General features: G+C 64.0%; 22 protein-coding genes and 2 tRNA genes. 19 read left to right on the top strand and 5 right to left on the bottom strand.

All coding sequences use genetic code 11. The features are described 5' to 3' along the window. Nucleotides 1–19 precede the first annotated feature (19 nt). A complete protein-coding gene (locus tag NO877_RS13190; RefSeq protein ID WP_256396815.1) occupies nt 20–745 on the bottom strand; it encodes a hypothetical protein in 726 nt (241 codons plus the stop codon). 195 nt (nt 746–940) lie between these two features. On the opposite strand from NO877_RS13190, the gene NO877_RS13185 reads away from it, so the two are divergent. The 13 genes from NO877_RS13185 to rpsB all read left to right on the top strand — a co-directional run bounded on the left by NO877_RS13185 (nt 941) and on the right by rpsB (nt 7206). Further along, nucleotides 941–1026, top strand: a tRNA-Ser gene (locus NO877_RS13185). A 21-nt stretch (nt 1027–1047) separates the two neighbouring features. Then, the gene (locus tag NO877_RS13180) at nt 1048–1578 is read left to right on the top strand and encodes a 30S ribosomal protein S13 (protein WP_256396814.1); all 531 of its coding nucleotides are present in this window, start codon (nt 1048–1050) and stop codon (nt 1576–1578) included. After that, entirely contained in the window at nt 1575–2102 is a 528-nt protein-coding gene (locus NO877_RS13175; RefSeq protein WP_256396813.1) for a 30S ribosomal protein S4, read from the top strand. The genes NO877_RS13180 and NO877_RS13175 overlap by 4 nt, the downstream gene beginning before the upstream one ends. Before the next feature lie 6 nt (nt 2103–2108). Further along, on the top strand, nt 2109–2498 hold the full coding sequence (locus NO877_RS13170) for a 30S ribosomal protein S11 (protein ID WP_256396812.1): 390 nt from the start codon (nt 2109–2111) through the stop codon (nt 2496–2498). 6 nt (nt 2499–2504) lie between these two features. Beyond that, a complete protein-coding gene (locus NO877_RS13165) occupies nt 2505–3254 on the top strand; it encodes a DNA-directed RNA polymerase subunit D (protein ID WP_256396811.1) in 750 nt (249 codons plus the stop codon). Between the two features lie 202 nt (nt 3255–3456). Then, nucleotides 3457–3541: transfer RNA gene (locus NO877_RS13160), tRNA-Leu, on the top strand. Nucleotides 3542–3615: 74 nt separating this feature from the next. After that, nucleotides 3616–3969, top strand: a complete 354-nt coding sequence (locus NO877_RS13155; RefSeq protein WP_256396810.1) for a 50S ribosomal protein L18e — start codon at nt 3616–3618, stop codon at nt 3967–3969. Then, a complete protein-coding gene (locus NO877_RS13150) occupies nt 3966–4403 on the top strand; it encodes a 50S ribosomal protein L13 (protein WP_256396809.1) in 438 nt (145 codons plus the stop codon). Before NO877_RS13155 ends, NO877_RS13150 begins: the two co-directional genes overlap by 4 nt. Then, nucleotides 4397–4795 carry a 30S ribosomal protein S9 gene (locus tag NO877_RS13145; protein ID WP_256396808.1) on the top strand — a complete coding sequence of 133 codons (399 nt, stop codon included), beginning with the start codon at nt 4397–4399 and terminating at the stop codon, nt 4793–4795. Before NO877_RS13150 ends, NO877_RS13145 begins: the two co-directional genes overlap by 7 nt. 12 nt (nt 4796–4807) lie before the next feature. After that, on the top strand, nt 4808–4999 hold the full coding sequence (locus NO877_RS13140) for a DNA-directed RNA polymerase subunit N (RefSeq protein WP_256396807.1): 192 nt from the start codon (nt 4808–4810) through the stop codon (nt 4997–4999). Next, nucleotides 4996–5166: a DNA-directed RNA polymerase subunit K gene (locus NO877_RS13135; RefSeq protein WP_089672660.1), complete on the top strand. Its 171-nt coding sequence runs from the start codon at nt 4996–4998 to the stop codon at nt 5164–5166. Before NO877_RS13140 ends, NO877_RS13135 begins: the two co-directional genes overlap by 4 nt. A gap of 1 nt (nt 5167) precedes the next feature. Continuing rightward, nucleotides 5168–6367 carry a phosphopyruvate hydratase gene (gene eno / locus NO877_RS13130; protein WP_256396806.1) on the top strand — a complete coding sequence of 400 codons (1200 nt, stop codon included), beginning with the start codon at nt 5168–5170 and terminating at the stop codon, nt 6365–6367. Continuing rightward, nucleotides 6364–7206 (top strand): 30S ribosomal protein S2, encoded by an 843-nt coding sequence (gene rpsB / locus NO877_RS13125; RefSeq protein ID WP_256396805.1) that lies wholly within the window; start codon nt 6364–6366, stop codon nt 7204–7206. Before eno ends, rpsB begins: the two co-directional genes overlap by 4 nt. A 23-nt stretch (nt 7207–7229) precedes the next feature. Here rpsB and NO877_RS13120 read toward each other — a convergent pair whose 3' ends face one another. From NO877_RS13120 to NO877_RS13105, 4 genes are all read right to left on the bottom strand, one after another. Then, the gene (locus NO877_RS13120) at nt 7230–7955 is read right to left on the bottom strand and encodes a universal stress protein (protein ID WP_256396804.1); all 726 of its coding nucleotides are present in this window, start codon (nt 7953–7955) and stop codon (nt 7230–7232) included. A 105-nt stretch (nt 7956–8060) separates the two neighbouring features. Continuing rightward, a complete protein-coding gene (locus NO877_RS13115; protein ID WP_256396803.1) occupies nt 8061–8780 on the bottom strand; it encodes an adenine nucleotide alpha hydrolase family protein in 720 nt (239 codons plus the stop codon). Further along, nucleotides 8773–10227 carry an APC family permease gene (locus tag NO877_RS13110; RefSeq protein WP_256396802.1) on the bottom strand — a complete coding sequence of 485 codons (1455 nt, stop codon included), beginning with the start codon at nt 10225–10227 and terminating at the stop codon, nt 8773–8775. The genes NO877_RS13115 and NO877_RS13110 overlap by 8 nt, the downstream gene beginning before the upstream one ends. Nucleotides 10228–10335: 108 nt before the next feature. Then, nucleotides 10336–10785 (bottom strand): hypothetical protein, encoded by a 450-nt coding sequence (locus NO877_RS13105; protein WP_256396801.1) that lies wholly within the window; start codon nt 10783–10785, stop codon nt 10336–10338. A gap of 139 nt (nt 10786–10924) precedes the next feature. Here NO877_RS13105 and dinB point away from each other — a divergent pair, with 139 nt between their 5' ends. The 6 genes from dinB to NO877_RS13075 all read left to right on the top strand — a co-directional run bounded on the left by dinB (nt 10925) and on the right by NO877_RS13075 (nt 16973). Continuing rightward, nucleotides 10925–12256 (top strand): DNA polymerase IV, encoded by a 1332-nt coding sequence (gene dinB, locus NO877_RS13100; protein ID WP_256396800.1) that lies wholly within the window; start codon nt 10925–10927, stop codon nt 12254–12256. Nucleotides 12257–12328: 72 nt separating this feature from the next. Continuing rightward, on the top strand, nt 12329–13201 hold the full coding sequence (locus NO877_RS13095; protein WP_256396799.1) for a hypothetical protein: 873 nt from the start codon (nt 12329–12331) through the stop codon (nt 13199–13201). Nucleotides 13202–13240: 39 nt separating this feature from the next. Beyond that, nucleotides 13241–14197: a mechanosensitive ion channel family protein gene (locus tag NO877_RS13090; protein ID WP_379826983.1), complete on the top strand. Its 957-nt coding sequence runs from the start codon at nt 13241–13243 to the stop codon at nt 14195–14197. 40 nt (nt 14198–14237) lie between these two features. After that, nucleotides 14238–15614 carry a DolP-mannose mannosyltransferase gene (locus NO877_RS13085; protein ID WP_256396798.1) on the top strand — a complete coding sequence of 459 codons (1377 nt, stop codon included), beginning with the start codon at nt 14238–14240 and terminating at the stop codon, nt 15612–15614. 149 nt (nt 15615–15763) lie between these two features. Beyond that, nucleotides 15764–16534 carry a glycosyltransferase gene (locus tag NO877_RS13080; RefSeq protein ID WP_256396797.1) on the top strand — a complete coding sequence of 257 codons (771 nt, stop codon included), beginning with the start codon at nt 15764–15766 and terminating at the stop codon, nt 16532–16534. Further along, entirely contained in the window at nt 16524–16973 is a 450-nt protein-coding gene (locus NO877_RS13075) for a GtrA family protein (protein WP_256396796.1), read from the top strand. The genes NO877_RS13080 and NO877_RS13075 overlap by 11 nt, the downstream gene beginning before the upstream one ends. Nucleotides 16974–17019 lie beyond the last annotated feature (46 nt).

Raw genomic sequence — 17019 nt, 5'->3', positions numbered from 1 at the left:
GGCTCGATCCGAGAGAGTGTTAGTTTCTGCTCGTCACTCGGCGTACGTCGAGTCCATCGACGACCTCGCGGAGCGATTCGACGATCGATTCGCGGTAGGTCCAAAACCCGGTGTACTCGCCGGGGGACTGCTCTTCGGCCAGCAGGGCGGCGTGCTGGCTCTGCTTGGCTGTCCCATCGAAGATGATCCACCAGTAGTCGCCGTGTGTCTCGTCCGTTGGAGCGTACGCCTCGAACCCGGTATCGGCTGGCGGCGTCCAGTCGGGATCGCCGTATACCGAGACCGTGATGTCGGCTGGAAGCGCGGTGTAAAACGACAGTTGGGGCTGTGTCAACGAGAGCTGTTGGAACCCCGCCGATAGCCGACCGCTGCCGACCTGGGCCGCCCGAGTTTCGATCAGCCGTGAGGCAAGCAGGAGCTGGCGTTTGTTCGAGGAGCGAAACAGCGTCTCATCGAGTGCCCCGAACAGTTCCGGTTGATCGCCGACCGTCGCTAAATTCGACTCCCAGGCATCGATATACTCCGCAACGCTTTCGATATCGTCGGTAGAGAGCGTTTCCTCTCCGTTTTCGATGGCGACCGTCGATTCGGGGAATCGCTCGTCGGTGGTGTATTCGATAACGACGTCATGGACGCCGACGTAGTCGATGATTCGATCACAGTGGTCGGCACTCGTCTCGACGTTGTAGAACACCAGTCTCCGGCGACGTCCTTCGATTCTCGCAAGGATATCACCGAAGACCATACGGTCACAATAACATACACAATGATGAATATTCCGCTCAGTGGCGACCTGTCGGTCGGTTCTCATCACCGTGTCATGACTCGACACCCCCGGCGCGGTTCGTGATGTTTAAGTGGTGGAGTCGAGTTACTTCGACTGTAGTACTGTAGGGGCTTCGGCCCCGAGTCCATGAGGGCGACAATACGAAACCAGCGGGTTGCGGTAGCCAAGCCTGGCCCAAGGCGCAGGGTTGCTAACTCTGTGGCGTCACTGCCTCCGGGGTTCGAATCCCCGCCGCAACGCTCGCACAACTGACAATAGCTATGAGTGCAGAAGAACCAGAAGACGGCTTGACAGAGGAGGAAGAGGAGAACCTCCGCTACTTCGTCCGGATCGGACAGACCGATCTCGACGGCACGAAGTCAGTCGAGCGCAGTCTCACAGACATGAAAGGCATCGGACAGCGGACGGCACGCATCGTGTCGGACGCCTCCGGGGTAGACCGAACGGCGACGTTCGGCCTGCTCGACGAGGAAGAGATCGACGCCGTCGTCGACGTCGTCGAAAATCTCGCAGATCACCTCCCGGAGTGGATGCTCAACCGGCAACACGACTTCTACACCGGTGAGAACAACCACATCGTCGGGAACGATCTCGAGCAACAGCGCCGCCAGGATATCAACCGGATGCAGATGATCGATTCCTACAAGGGCGTTCGACACAAGCGCGGACAGAAGGTCCGCGGTCAGCGCACCAAGTCCACCGGTCGTACCGAGGGGACCATCGGTGTCAACGTCGAACGGATCAAGGAAGAACAGGCCGAAGAGGCCGCAGGCGAAGGTGACGAGGAATGACGACCGGACAGAACACCAAACTGTACGAAACGCCCAACCACCCATACCAGGGCGAGCGGATCGCCGACGAGAGCAGTCTGCTCGGCCGCTACGGGTTGAAGAACAAAGAGGAACTGTGGCGCGCACAGTCCGAGCTTCGATCCATCCGACGCGAGGCCCGCCGACTGATCGGCGACTCGCAGGGTGACGTCGAGGTCGCCGAAGAGGCTGGCGCGGAGTTCCTGACCAAGCTCCGCCGCTACGGAATCCTCGATGAGAACGACTCGATCACGGACGTGCTGTCGCTCGACGAGACCGACATCCTCGAACGACGGCTCCAGACGGTCGTCTACCGCAAGGGGCTGGCTTCGACGCCGCAGCAGGCGCGGCAGTTCATCACCCACGGCCACATCACCGTCGACGGGGCTCGCGCGAAGGCTCCCTCGCGGAAGATCGAGGCTGGCGAAGAGGCGCTCGTCGAGTACGACGAGCGCAGTCCGATCGCCGACGAACTCCACCCAGCACGGGCGGAGGCTCAGGAGTAACCAATCATGAGTGAAACAGCAGACGACAAGTGGGGCATCGCCCACGTGTTTTCGTCGTTCAACAACACGCTCATCACGATCACCGATCTGACGGGGGCCGAAACCATCGTCAAATCCTCCGGTGGGACCGTGGTGAAGCAGAACCGGGACGAGGCATCGCCGTACGCCGCCATGCAGATGGCCGAGACCGTCGCCGAGGAAGTCAAGGCAGCGGGCATCGCCGGACTCCACGTCCGCGTTCGCGGCCCCGGCGGCAACGGCAACAAATCCCCGGGCCCCGGCGCGCAGGCGACGATCCGCGCGCTGGCCCGAGCCGGAATCGAGATCGGTCGGATCGAAGACGTGACGCCGATCCCGCACGACGGCACCCGAGCCCCGAAGAACAAGCGAGTCTAACGACGCATGGCACAGGAATTCGACGTTGAGTTCATCGAACGGGAGGATCGCAAGGCGCGATTCCTCGTCCGTGGACTGACACCGGCACTCGCAAACGGCTTCCGGCGCGCGATGATCGCCGATGTGCCGACGTTCTCGATCGATACCGTCCGGTTCGTCGAGAACACCTCGGTGATGTTCGACGAGATGATCGCCCTCCGACTCGGGCTCATCCCGTTGACCACGCCGCTGGACGACTTCGAGATCGGTGACACCGTCACGGTCGCACTCGATGTCGAGGGGCCGGCGACGGCCTACTCGGGGGATATCGAATCCGCCGACGCGCTGGTCGAGCCAGCCGACGAGAACGTGCCGATCATTGAGCTCAAAGAGGGCCAACGACTCGAGTTCGAGGCCGACGCGGTCCTCGATCACGGCAAGGAACACGCCAAACACCAGGGCGGTGTCTCGGTCGGGTTCCGACACCTCCAGCGTGTGAGCGTCGTCGACGACATCGGCGAGTTCGACGACCAGGAGCCGCAGATCCTTCGCGGGGTAATCGAGACCGACGACGGCGAGATCGTGCTCACCGACGAGTTCGACAACGATCTCACTAACCGCTACCCCGGCAAGGAGCTCGAAGTCGAGGACGTGCCCGGTGCCTACGTGTTCCACGTAGAGACCGACGGCTCGTTTGCGGTCGAGGAACTGGTGCTTCGCGCCGCCGAATCGCTCGGTGCCCGCGCGGACGAACTACACGACGCAGTCACAGCCTAACACAAGCCCCACATGACCACACACTCGATCCACCCGACCGCCCGCGCTGCCGGAGAGACACGCGTCTCGCCAGCAGTCCGGGGCGGTCGATCTTCTCGCCCGATGGCTGGGCGAGGGGACGCACGTCGACGCTCGATGACAGAGCGACGGCGGTGGTGGATCGAAACAGGTAAAGGGTGGTGTGGGCTACATCGGAGTGCGAGCAGGGATAGCCAAGTCAGGCCAACGGCGCAGCGTTCAGGGCGCTGTCCCATAGGGGTCCGCAGGTTCAAATCCTGCTCCCTGCATTTTGCGACTCACTCGAACCGAAGAGTCGTAAAAACCTGCTTCCGGCACTCCACTTTCTATCAGGAGATTACTCATGAGCAGTAAGACGAATCCGAGACTTCAGAGTCTCATCGCCGAGCTGAAGACGGCCGCAGGCGAGTCCGATGCCGCAGTCTGGCAGGACGTCGCCGACCGTCTCGAAAAGCCCCGGCGCACCCACGCGGAAGTCAACCTCGGTCGCATCGAACGGTACGCCCGTGACGATGAGACCATCGTTGTTCCAGGAAAGGTCCTGGGGAGTGGTGTGCTCGAAACGAACGTCACCGTCGCCGCCGTCGACTTCTCGTCGACAGCCGAAACGAAGATCGGACAGGTCGGCGACGCAGTAAGCCTTGAGGCGGTTCTCGACGAGAACCCCAACGGTACCAACGTGCGGGTGATCCGATGAGCGCCGCCGAGTTCGAAGTCGACGTCGTGGTCGATGCCCGAGACTGCATTCTCGGTCGCGTCGCCAGCGAAGTCGCACAGAAAGTCCTCGCCGGACAGCGTGTCGCGGTGGTCAACGCCGAACACGCCGTCATCACCGGCAACAAAGAGGATACCCTCGACACCTACCGCAAGCGCGCGGAGGTCGGCTCCGACCGGGGTCCCTACTACCCCAAGCGGCCGGACCGAATCTTCAAACGTGCGATCCGCGGGATGGTGCCGTACAAGAAGGAACACGGCCGCGAGGCCTTCGAGAACGTCCGCGTCTACGTGGGCAACCCCTACGACGAGGACGGGGACGTGCTTGAGGGAACCTCGCTGGACCGACTCTCGAACATCAAGTTCATCACGCTCGGAGAGATCTCCGAGAAACTGGGAGCGAACGTCACATGGTAACCAACACATCAGGCAAGAAGAAGACGGCCGTCGCCCGCGCCACCGTGCGCGATGGTGACGGTCGCATCCGTATCAACTCCCAGCCAGTCGAGCTGGTCGAACCGGAGATGGCACGCCTCAAGATGCTCGAACCGTTCCGCATCGCTGGCGACGACCTCCGTGACGACGTCGACATCGACGTCACTGTCAACGGCGGCGGCTTCAGCGGCCAGGCAGACGCCGTGCGAACGGCGCTGGCGCGTGGACTTGTCCAGCATCTTAATGATGCAGAACTGCGTGAAGCATACATGCAGTTCGACCGCTCGCTGCTGGTCAACGACGTCCGGCAGTCCGAGCCGAAGAAATGGGGCGGCCCTGGTGCCCGCGCTCGCTACCAGAAGTCCTACCGCTGAGGTGACCAAACTATGATGATCCCAGTCCGGTGTTTCACCTGTGGCAACGTCATCGGTGAACACTACGAGGAGTTCGACGAACGGTCCCAGAGTGGCGAAGATCCCGGCGAGGTCCTCGACGACCTCGGGGTCACTCGTCACTGCTGTCGGCGCATGATGGTGTCGCACACCGATCTCGTCGACGTTGTTGCACCCTACCAATGAGAGGCCAGTACAACCGCTACGAGAAAGCCCGCATTCTCGGGGCGCGAGCGCTGCAGATCTCATACGGCGCGCCGGTCCTCGTCGAAACCGCTCAAAGCGAGCCCATCCTCATCGCAGCAGAGGAGTACGACGCGGGCGTGCTGCCGTTTACGGTCAAACGAGACTAACATGACACAAATCAGCTCGATTTCACTCCGACGCGTGCTCGACTCCCGTGGCAACCCCACGGTCGAAGCGGACGTACTCACCGAATCCGGCGGCTTCGGCCGCGCGGCAGCGCCCTCCGGGGCCTCGACCGGCGAGTATGAGGCGATCGAACTCCCGCCAAAGGAGGCGATCGCCAACGCGAGAGAACACGCCGTCCCCCGACTGGTCGACACCGTCTACGCGGGCGACCAGCGGGCGGTCGACGGCGCGCTCCGGGCCGCCGACGGCACCGAGAACTTCTCTGAGATCGGCGCCAACAGCGCGGTCGCCATCTCGATGGCAGCCGCCAAGGCCGCAGCCGACGTGCTCGGTGCGCCGCTCTACCAGCACCTCGGCGGCGCGTTCCGCGGCGAGAACTTCCCCGTCCCGCTCGGCAACGTGATCGGCGGCGGCGAACACGCCAAAGACGCGACGGACATCCAGGAGTTCCTCGCCGCACCAGTCGGCGCACCGAGCGTCTCCGAGGCCGTCTTCGCCAACGCGAAGGTCCACGGCGCAGCCGGTGACATCCTCGACGAACGGGGAATCGGCGCAGGCAAAGGCGACGAAGGTGCCTGGGCACCGCCCGTTTCGGACGCCGAAGCCTTCGAGATCATGGACGAGGCCGTTTCCCGGGTTTCCGAAGAGGTCGGCTTCGAGATCAAGTTCGGTCTCGACGTGGCCGCCTCCGAGATGTACGACGAGGGAGCCTACCAGTACAGCGACGGCGAGAAGTCCCCCGACGAGCAGATCGAGTACATCGCCGAGCTCGTCGAGGAGTACGACCTCGCCTACGTCGAGGACCCACTCGATGAGAACGACTACGAAGCGTTCGCGGAGCTGACCGAGCAGGTCGGCGACCAGACGCTCATCTGTGGTGACGACCTCTTCGTCACCAACGTCTCGCGCCTCCAGGACGGCATCGACCAGGGCGCGGCCAACAGCATTCTCATCAAACCCAACCAGATCGGTTCGCTCTCCGACACCGTCGACGCGATCGAGCTGGCGGTTCGCAACGGCTACGAGACGATCATCTCTCACCGCTCGGGCGAAACCGAAGACACGACGATTGCACACCTCGCGGTCGCAACCGATGCCGGATTCATCAAAACCGGCACCGTTGCGGGCGAGCGAACCGCCAAACTCAACGAACTTATCAGAATCGCGGAAGACGCAGTATGAGCGACAACGACACCGAAACCGTAGAGACACAGGACGAGCCCGACGCGGCCGACGAGGCCCCAGTCGACGACGAGCCTGTCGAAGCCGAACCGGACGCCGAGGAGTCTGTCGACGAGGCAGCCACCGAGGACGAACCAGCAACCGAGGCAGACGCCGACCCCGAGACCGCCGACGAGGCAGCCGAGGCCGACGCTGACGCCGAGGAAGCGGAGGAAGAAGACGCCTCACCGTTCGACGACGACGTGATGCCGGACGACGAGGCCGACCTCCTCATCCCGGTCGAGGACTACCTCGGCGCGGGTGTCCACATCGGGACCCAGCAGAAGACCCAGGACATGGAGCGGTTCATCCACCGCGTCCGTGACGACGGGCTCTATGTCCTCGATGTGAGCCAGACCGACAGCCGCATCCGCACGGCTGCGGACTTCCTCGCGGGCTACGACCCCGAGCAGGTGCTTGTCACCTCCTCGCGGCAGTACGGTCGGTTCCCCGCCGAGAAGTTCGCCGACGCGATCGGCGCACGCGCTCGCACCGGCCGATTCATCCCCGGCACGCTGACGAACCCCGACTACGCGGGCTACATCGAGCCCGACGTCGTGGTCGTCACCGACCCGATCGGCGACGCCCAAGCGGTCAAAGAGGCGATCACGGTCGGTATCCCGGTGATTGCGATGTGTGACTCCAACAATCAGGTCAGCAACGTCGACCTCGTCATCCCGACGAACAACAAGGGTCGGCGGGCGCTGTCGGTCGTCTACTGGCTACTCGCCAACGAGACGCTCGACCGCCGCAACGCTGGCACCGTCTACGCGCTCGAAGACTTCGAAGACGAGCTGTAGACGCGACCGCCACCTTTTGTTTATTAGCTATCCGCTGAGCGGAGCTTCCGGACTACCAGCACGGGTCCGGCGGTCGAGGCGGCCAGCCGATCGGCCACATCGCCGAAGATGTGGTCGGCCAGCGAGGGTTTCCGCTCGCCGATGATGACGAACTCGCTATCCTCGGCTGCGGTCGTGATCGCTCGCAGCGGCGACCGTGTCACCCGGAGCTGGGTCTCGATTCGATCACGGTCGACGCCTGCCGTCTCCAGTTGGTCGGCGGCAGTCGACAATAGTTCCTCGCCGGTCTCTCGGTCCGCCTCGCTCTTGGCGGCGTGGAACAAGAGGACCTCGCTGTCGGTGCCGTCGACGACCTCGGCGGTCGTCGTCGTGAGCTGGTCGAGATTCACCGGCCCGCGGATCGGAACCAGGACGCGCTTGATGACTGGCGCGGGGTTTGGTAGCAAGATTGCCGTTGTTGCTTCCTCGATGGCGATGCGTTCGATGGTGTCCTGGACATCATGGGTAAACACGGTCCGGGTGGCGACGCGCTCGGCATTGGGCTCGAACAGCGAGGCGTACGCCGACAGCGTCCGGCGGAGTCGCTCGCCGTACTGGTCGCGGGCCTGTTCGAGTGCGGTCTGGTCGGGGACTTCGTGGTAGCCGAGCAGCACGACCTCGACGCTCGACAGCAGGTCGACGACGGCCTCCGAGAGCGACTCGCCTTGCAGGGCGGCCACGGGCACCAGAACGGCGGTCGAGGCTCCCATACCGCTGCACGACGGTCGCCAGCCACAAGAAGCGTCTCACAAGCCGGAATTCCGTAGAGTCGGCCGAACCGTTCGGCGTGAGCGACGGGATCGGATGGCCAGCAATCAGTCCTCGTCGGAGCGGTCGGTACGAACGACTAACACCGGCGAGGCCGCGGCCTCGGCGATCCGGTCGGCCGCATCGCCGAAGATGATGTCGACGACCGAGGGCTCTTTCTCGCCGATGACGACCAAGCCGGTATCGGTCGCCGCGTCGCTGATCGCCCGGATCGGCGTGTCGCTGACGGCGAGTTGGCGGTCGATCCGGTCGGGGTCGACGCCAGCGGCTTCCAGCTGGGCGGCGGCCGTCGAGAGGAGTTCCTCGCCGTCGGCTCGCGTTTCGTCGCTCGGTGCTGCATGGAACAGCACGATCTCCGGGTCGACGCTGAGGGCCGCGGTCATCGTGAGGATCGGATCGAGGTTCACTGGGCCTCGGATCGGTACGAGGACCCGGTCGATGGCCGGGGCCGGGTTGGTCACGAGGATCGCACCGATATCTTCCTCGATGGCGATCCGTTTGAACGTCTCCGGAGCGTCGTGGGTGAACACCGTCCGCGGTGTGACCGTGCCGCCGTGGGCCGCAAAGAGCTCGACGTACTCGTCGAGTTTGCGCTGCATCTGCTCGTTGAACTGGTCGTGGGCCTGCTCGGTCGCCGTCTGGTCGGGGATCTCGTGGTAGCCGAGCAAGGTGACCTCGACGCTCGACAGCACCTCGACCAGCGCCTCCGAGAGCGCCTCGCCCTGTAAGGCTGCAACCGGCACCAACACGCTCGTCGCGTTACTCATCCATCTCACCTCCCTTGAGGCGTACATCACGGGCATACAAGAAGTACCACCCCACCGCGCCGATCATGACGAACAGCCCGACCACCTGCGAGGTCGGCTGCATAAAGGCGATCATGGCGATGCTCGCCGCGCCACCGACCGCCGGGACGACGGGATACCCCGGCGTCTGAAAGGTGGGCGTGTACCACTCGGGGGACTGTCGACGGAGGACGATCAGCGTCACACAGATCAGCCCGTACATAATGAGGTGGAGAAACGAGGCGACCTCGGCCAGCAGTTCGGTCTGGCCGGTACCGACGAGCAGCACTGTGGGTCCGCCGACGAGTGCGAGCGCGAGGTGGGGCGTTCCGTACCGGAGGTTCACCCGACTGACCTCCTTCGGGACCAGTGTATCTCGACTGACGGCGTAGAGGGCACGGGAGGCACTCAGAATCGAGGCGTTGGCCGACGAGACGGTGGCAAACAGCCCCGCGATCAGGATGGCGATCGCCCCCGGCAGGCCGAGATACGAGCGGGCGACCTCGACGATGGCGGTCTCGCCGAGCTGGCCCAACTCCCGGCTCCCGAAAGCACTGGTCGCAACGAAGATCGTCACCACGTACAGCACGCCGACGACGATCACCGACCCCACCATCGCCAGCGGCAGATTCCGGCTCGGTTCCTTCATCTCCCCGGCGACGGTGGCGATCTGGGCGAACCCCAAATAGGAGGTAAAGACGAGCGCCGCGGTCGACAACACCGGTCCGATGCCGAAGGGAGTGAACTCCTCGGGCGTCGTCTCCGCGCCGAGGAAGCCGAGGGCGTCGACGATGCCGACGGTGAGAAAGACCGCCAGAATCCCGAGCAGCAGGCTGACGATCGCGTTCTGAAGTTTCGTCGTGTTCTCGGTGCCGCCGACGCTCAGCGCCGTCAGGGCGACCCCACAGAGGACACCGAGGACGGCGACGAGACTCAGCGGGCCGAGGTCGGGCGGCCGCGGCAGGCCGATCTCGACGAGGACGGCCAGTGCGTACTCGCCGAAGCCGACCAAATAAAAGGCGGTGGCGAAGACCAACCCGAGCCAGAGACTGAGGCCGACGACCGCGCCGAACAGCGATCCCATCCCGCGGGAGATGAAGTAGTAGCCGCCGCCGCTTTTCGGCATCGCGGTGGCCAACTCGGCGGTCGGCAGGGCGACAAGCAGCGCGACGATCGCGCCGATCCCGAAGGAGACCGCCGCGGCAGGGCCAGCGTTGCCCGCCGCTAGTCCAGGAAACACGAAGATGCCCGCGCCGATCATCGTCCCGATGCCGATCGTGAGGCCACCGCTGAGGCCGATGGTGCGTTCGAGCTCGGATCCCTCTTCGGTGATGGTCGTCTCGTCGGTCGTCTCGCCGATGTCGACTGCGGGGTCGGCGTGGGAGTCGGCCTGCGGCGTTTCGGGTGGGGCTGGCTGGTCGTCGCTCATCGCCACACGAGCGCCGCGTGTCGAGTTATATTGGCTGTGGGGGCCGTCTCCTCGTCGACGCCGTTCATTGGTGGCTGTCGTTTCGGTTTCGTGTTAAATATTTGGCCGCTACGTGATCCATATCCCGTTATGTTCCGTGGGTTGTGAGTGAGTCCGTCTCCGAACCCAGTACTCCCCACCGGCAAGCAGTCCATAGGCGACGAGATAGAACGGCATCCAGGCGAATACGAAAAAGAACCCCGGGGAGTCTCCCTGCCCACTCCCCAGTGGTGGGAACGCGACCAGTACGTGCCAGAACAGCAGGATAACCGCCAACAGAACGCCTGGGCTTCGAATCCCATAGCGCAGCCACACCAAGAGCGGAACGCCGACAGTTCCGAAGGCCATCACCGAAAACAAGCCGACTGCGTGCCAGAGCGTCCCGGAGACCGAGATGTCCGTCGCGGGATGGACACTGTAGCCCAACACGATCGCAGTATACAGGAGACTGATCCCGACGCTGATGGCGATCGACCGGATACTCCTCTCGGATATCGGGAGTCGCTGTTGGAGGGACATCACACCTCATCAGGCAACTGATATCCTGATAAGTCTCACCCTGTCGGAACCTGCAGAACTCGTATTGTCTCACAACGGGATTGTTGAGAGAGTCGGTTCGATGGCCAACAGTCATAGTTGCTGACTGCTAACGCCGGGTATGGACGGCCCGCAGTTGCCGGGAGCCACGGTCGACGCCGAGGACCGCATTATCCTCCATGTCGATATGGACTGCTTTTATGCCTCCTGTGAGCGGCTGCGCGAGCCGGATTTACAAGGCGAACCGCTGGTCGTCGGGATGGGGTACGAGCCGGGCGAGGGCCACGGCGCGGTCGCCACCGCCAGCTACGAGGCCCGCGAGCACGGCGTCGAGAGCGCCCAGGCGATCGGCCAGGCCCTCGATGCGCTCCCGCGGGCCGAAGACGCTCCCGCCGACCACGACGGTCCAGTCGGATTCTACCGGCCGGTCGATCTCGACTTTTATAAGGAGATCGCGGCCGATGTCAAGGCGATCCTCCAGGAGCACGCCGAAACACTGCGAGAAGTCAGCATCGACGAGGCCTATCTGGACGTGACCGACCGGACCAGTTGGGACCGCGTCGACGGTGGCGAGCGCACGATTGCGGAGGGGTACGGTCGCCATATCAAACAGCAGATTAGCCGGACGGTCGGCGTTCCGGCGAGCGTCGGCGTCGCACCGAACATGTCGACCGCGAAGATCGCCAGCGATTTCGACAAACCCGACGGCCTCACGGTCGTCCCGCCCGACGAGGTTGCCGCGTTTCTCGATCCGCTGCCGGTCGACGAGATCCACGGTGTCGGCCCCGTCACGGCCGGCGAACTCGGCGAGCTGGGAATCGAAACCGCCGGTGAGTTGGGGACGGCCGACGTGTCGGCCCTCGAAGCTCGCTTCGGCCAGCGCGGCCGCGAACTCCACGCTCGCGCCCGCGGCGAGGACGACCGCGAGGTGACACCCACCGGCAAACCCAAGAGCCTCTCGCGGGAGTCAGCGTTCACCGAGGCGACCGCCGAGATGGATACCAAACGCGATCGGGTGAGCGCGCTGGCGGCCGACGTGGCCGCCCGCGCACAGAGCCGCGGGGCGATGTACCGCACCATCGGCATCAAGGTCGTCACCCCACCATTCGACGTGAACACGCGGGCCTCCTCGCTGTCGGGGCCGGTTGAGGACCCCGAACTGGTCGAGTCAGTCGCGCTGGATCTCCTCGAAGAGTTCGCCGACGAGCGGGTCCGGAAGCTTGGTGTCCGAGTATCGAATCTCGATTTCCACGGCCAAGAGCAGGCCCGGCTCGATGGCTTCGAGTCGGCTGCGGGAACTACCAACTCGACTGCGACCGACACCGAGTCAGTCGAACGCGTCGACGGTGAGAGCCGGCTCACCGACTGGCTCGAAGCCGAGGGAGGGGCCGAGTCGGCAGCCGACGACGATCGCCACCGCGAGGGCCAGTCGTCGCTCGGCGAGTTCGAGTGAGCCAGACCGTGGCGGTTCACGCTCCGAAACCGCTCCTGGAGATATAAGTGAGACGGCCCCAGAGAACACCACGTGTCGAGACGTACCCGACTCGCAGCCGAGGCGACCGACGACTCCCTTCGCGTCGCGATCGCGGTCGGTCTCGCCTCGGTTCCGGTCTCGCTGCTGCTGTCATGGGGCTCGCTGTCGGGCGAGGCGGCGGCGACCGGCGGCCAGTTCGACGGACTCGCGGTTCTCGTCGCTGGCGTGGTCGTCGGTGCCTACTATCACGGCCGGTCGACCGCTACCAAGCGGGCCGGGATCTGGACCGGGCTGACCGGCGGCCTCGCGGCACTGATCGTCTTCGGCGTGCCGTCGTTCGGGGCGATCGCCACGGCGTCCGGGACCCGTGGAATCATCCTCGTGTTGGCCCCGGTTTTCACCGTCCTCGGGGTGGGTCTCTCGGTCGTCGTCAGCGTCCTCGCGGCTCTCGGAACCGACTGGCTGCTCCAACGCATCGACCCTGATCGGAGATACGAGTCGATCGATGACGACGGCCAGCCGACCGACTCGCGGTGGTGGATTCCCGTTGTCCTCTATGCCGTCGTCGGGCCGGTGTGGCTGGCGATCCTGTTGTGGCCCCATCCCGACGCCTTCGGGTTCGGCCTCTCGTTTCTGAGCGCTGTCGGCCTGTTTGTCTGTTCGGCGGTCGCGTTCATCGGACTGTTCCTGGATGCGACGGCCTCCCGAGCTGCCGACGCGTGGCAGCCGACCTGGTGGCGGTACGTGGGGGTGCCACCGGCGGTCGCCGGTCTCGTCTACCTCGCCGCAACGGCCCGAGAGTCGGGCTATCCGGCCGGAGATGCGATGTTCGGCTTTTATATCGCGCTCGCGGCAGTCGCGGTAATATACGCCGTCGTCCGATACCGGCAGATCGGGACCGTTTCGTCGACCGAGTGCGAGTAGCGGGTAAACCGTTTTATCAGTCGGTCGACTCGTTGAACTGTGAACCGATTCGTCGGCTTGCTAGCGGTCGGTGGAGCGCTGCTGCTCGCAGCTGCCGGAGCGATCGTTTCGACTGTCGAGCCCTCGTTCGGGCCCTCGACAATCGGTGGGGTTCCGACCCTGGAGGTCCTCACCAAGGGCCTGTTCGCCGTGGCGGTCCTCGTCGGCCTCTGGGGACTCCATACGCTCGTCGTGGGCGTGCTCCTGCGAACGGCGACCAAGCGACGGGCCCACGACATCCGGAATGTGCTCCGGCTCGTGTTCGGTGCGGTGGGGATCGTCGCCCTGCTTGGCGTGCTCACCGACCAGTGGGTCGGCGTCCTGCTGTCGCTGGGTGTGGTCGGATTTGCGATCACCTTCGCACTCCAACAACCGCTGCTGTCGCTATTGGGGTGGTTCTACATCATGACCAAACGCCCCTACGGCGTCGGCGACCGGGTTCGGATCGGCGAGACCAAAGGGGATGTGATCGAGGTCGACTTCCTCGTGACGACGATCTGGGAGATCGGCGGCGAGCTGGTCTCGACGAACCAGCCTTCGGGTCGCGTCGTCACCGTCCCGAACAGCACGGTGTTGGACTCGGAAGTCACCAACTTCGGCGGCGGTGGCTCGGAGTACGTCTGGAACGAGCTGGCGATCCAGGTCTCCTACGAGACGGATCTCGACGTGGCTTCATCGGTGATGATCGAAGAGGCCGACGAGGTGATCGGCGAGGAGATGGTCGACCGCATCGCCGACTTCCGCGAGCGACTCGCCGAGACGCCGGTCGAACTCGAAGTCACCGACCGACCGACTGTCAACATCGTCCAGGCCGAGTCGTGGGTCGAACTCCGACTCCGGTACGTCGTCCACCCACGGCGCGGCACGCGCGTCAGAAACGAGTTGTACGAGCGCATCCTGGAGCGGTTCAACGAGAATCCAACCGTAACGAGCTTCCCGGTCAGTCGGAACCGCTGAAAACAGGTTTAACTGTCGGCTCGCAGAAACCAACGCAGAGATGCGAGAGTACGCTGCGACGGTGCTCCGGAGTCAGGCGGCGCTCTACGAGCAGGTCGACACCCACTGGTTTCGGATCCTGTTAGTCGGCTCGACGCTGCTGGTCTCGGTGGCAACCGTCCTCATGTTTGCGGAGAACCCCTTCTATGTGAACAAGGATTCGGCGCTGTTCCAGCATGCGGGGTGGTCGATCCTCAACGGCGCGGACCTCTACGTCGACATCTGGGACCTCAAACCGCCGCTGATCTACTTCGTGACGGTGGTGCTGGCGGCGCTGTCGTTCGGCAATATGGCAGTGTTGCACGTCCTCAGCGTGATCGTCGCCGTCGGCACCATCGTCGCCGGGATCACGCTCGTCGGTGTGCTGACCCACCGATTGACCGACGACGGCTTTGCCAGCGTCGTCGCTGGCCTGACGATGTTCATCCTGACTTCGGTGTACTCGTTTCCCTACGCCGGAATCCGACCGAAGTATTTCGTTTTCCTCTGTGGTGTCGGCGCGCTGCTGTTGGCGGTCGACGACCGGCCGTTTCTCGCGGGTGCGGCGGGCGCGGCCGCGGCTGGCTTCTGGCAGCTCGGCGCACCGATCGCCCTGCTCGTCGTCGGGATGAGCCTCCAGCGCAACGGCTTCGATGGGATGTGGCGGGCGATCGGCGGCGGGCTCACCGTGACCGTCCTCACGGTGGCTCCGTTCGTACTACAGGGCCACACGATACCGCTGTTCGTCGAGGCCGTCCTCGCACCGATCTATGGCGTCGAGAACTACACTGTAGTCAGTCGGCTACTCATGTTTGTCATCCAGATCGGCTACGGCGTGTTGATCCTCCCGTTTGCGGTCTACGGCTGGGGCCAGGCCATCGCCGACGACTACACCGAATACTGGTGGGTGGCTGCTGGCGGCGTGATCTACAGCTACCAACTGTTCTTGGAGTTTCAGGGTGCGATCGAACTCGTCCTGTTTTTCGTCTTCCTCGCGTTGGGTGTTGGGTTGTTGGTCTCCTATGGCTCGACGCCTTCCCGGCGGTCGGTGATTGCTGGCTGTGTCCTCTTGTTGGTCGTGACAAGCGGCTACTGGAACCTCGCGTGGGTCGTTGCGGATTCTCCCGACCCACCGCTGCAGAACGCGGTCGAAGCCGAACACGACGAATGGGAGGTCCCGAAATACGACTCGCTGCCCGAAGACCCCGAGGGGTGGCCGTCGATGGAGACGATCTACTGGGAGAAACTCCAGCCCGAACAGTGTCACTACCGGTTGGGACTCAAACAGCAGTTCTTCGAGCAGGAAACCGGAGGCACTCTTTATAAGTCGACCTGTGGCCAGTGGCCCTTCGAGGAGCCACCGGCACAGTGGATTGTCGGCAGCCTCTCGCCGTTCTAACGGATTTCGTCTCTGTCTTCCTCCTGGACGTGTTTTTATCCACCTGCATCCATCAGAATTAAGAGCCGGAACCCCGTCGAACGTGTATATGAATAGTCATTACTCCGTATTTTTGAAACAACCGACTCGGAGGCGTCTCACACGATACCATGAGTGAGTCGCTTGGCGTCGTGATTCCCGCCTACGAGCCGGATATCGAGGCTCTCCTGACGTATATCGACGATATTCGAGCAACGCTCGATCCGTCGACGGTTCGTGTCGAGATCGACGCCCCAACCGACGCGGTACGTTCCCGGATCGAACCAGTCGTCGATGAGCTCAATGCTGTCGCCCAACGCCGCGGCAAGGGCGGCGCGGTCATGGACGGTTTCGACGGGCTCTCGACGGATATCCTCGCATTCGCCGACGCCGACGGCTCGGTGCCCGCCTCGTCGCTGGCCACCATCGTCGGCCACGTCCGCGGGGAGACCGCCGACGTGAGTATCGGTTCGCGCCGCCATCCCGACTCGAAGATCGTCGACCACCAGACGGTCGCCAGACGATTCCTCGGCGACGCCTTCGCCTTCACCGCACGGCAACTGCTGCCGACGAAGTGTTACGACTACCAGTGTGGCGCGAAGGCCCTCCGGGCTGAGGCCTGGGACGAGATCGGCCACCACTGCTACGAGTCGGGGTTCGCGTGGGACCTCGAGTTCATCTCGGTGGCGGGCTCGCTCGGCTACGAGATCAGGGAGGTCCCCGTCGAGTGGGAGGATCACCCCGATTCGACCGTCGATCCGGTATGGACAACGATCGAACTCGGCCGGGCGCTGTTGGATGTCCGTCGGCGGGCCGACGCCATCGCGGCCAGCCCCCGATATCGGGACATCCAGCCGACCCCCCGATCGAAGCTCACCTACACCGGGAACAATGGCGACTGAGTCACCGCTGTCGGCGCTGACCCACCGCGCCCGGATCGGCAAGTTCGTCTCAGTCGGTGCGCTTGGGGCGACCATCGAGACCGCGATCGTCGCGCTGCTGACGACGACCGCCGGGTTCGGACCGCTGGCCGCGAAAGCGGTCGGCGCGGAGCTCTCGATCTCGACGATGTTCGTCGTCAACGACCAGTGGACCTTCGCCGATAACGGCAAACTCGGCCTGGGTGCGTTCGGCCGCCGGTGGGGGAAATCCCACCTCGTTCGGGCGGTCGGGCTCGGTGTCGGCTTCGCCGTCCTCTTCGTACTAACGAGCGTCGTTCAGTTCTCGCTGCCGGTGGCCGGGCTCGAACTGTGGCCGACGGTCGCGAACGTGATCGGGATCGGCGTCGGCATGGTGTTCAACTACGTCGCCGAGAGCCTCTTTACCTGGCGCGTCGACTGACGGTCACACCGAAACGGAAAAACGGCCACACGTCCGAAAAGCGGTA

The sequence above is a fragment of the Halohasta litorea genome (assembly GCF_024494645.1).
Classification (GTDB): Archaea; Halobacteriota; Halobacteria; order Halobacteriales; family Haloferacaceae; genus Halohasta; species Halohasta litorea.
This window is presented reverse-complemented; position numbering and strand designations above follow the sequence as displayed.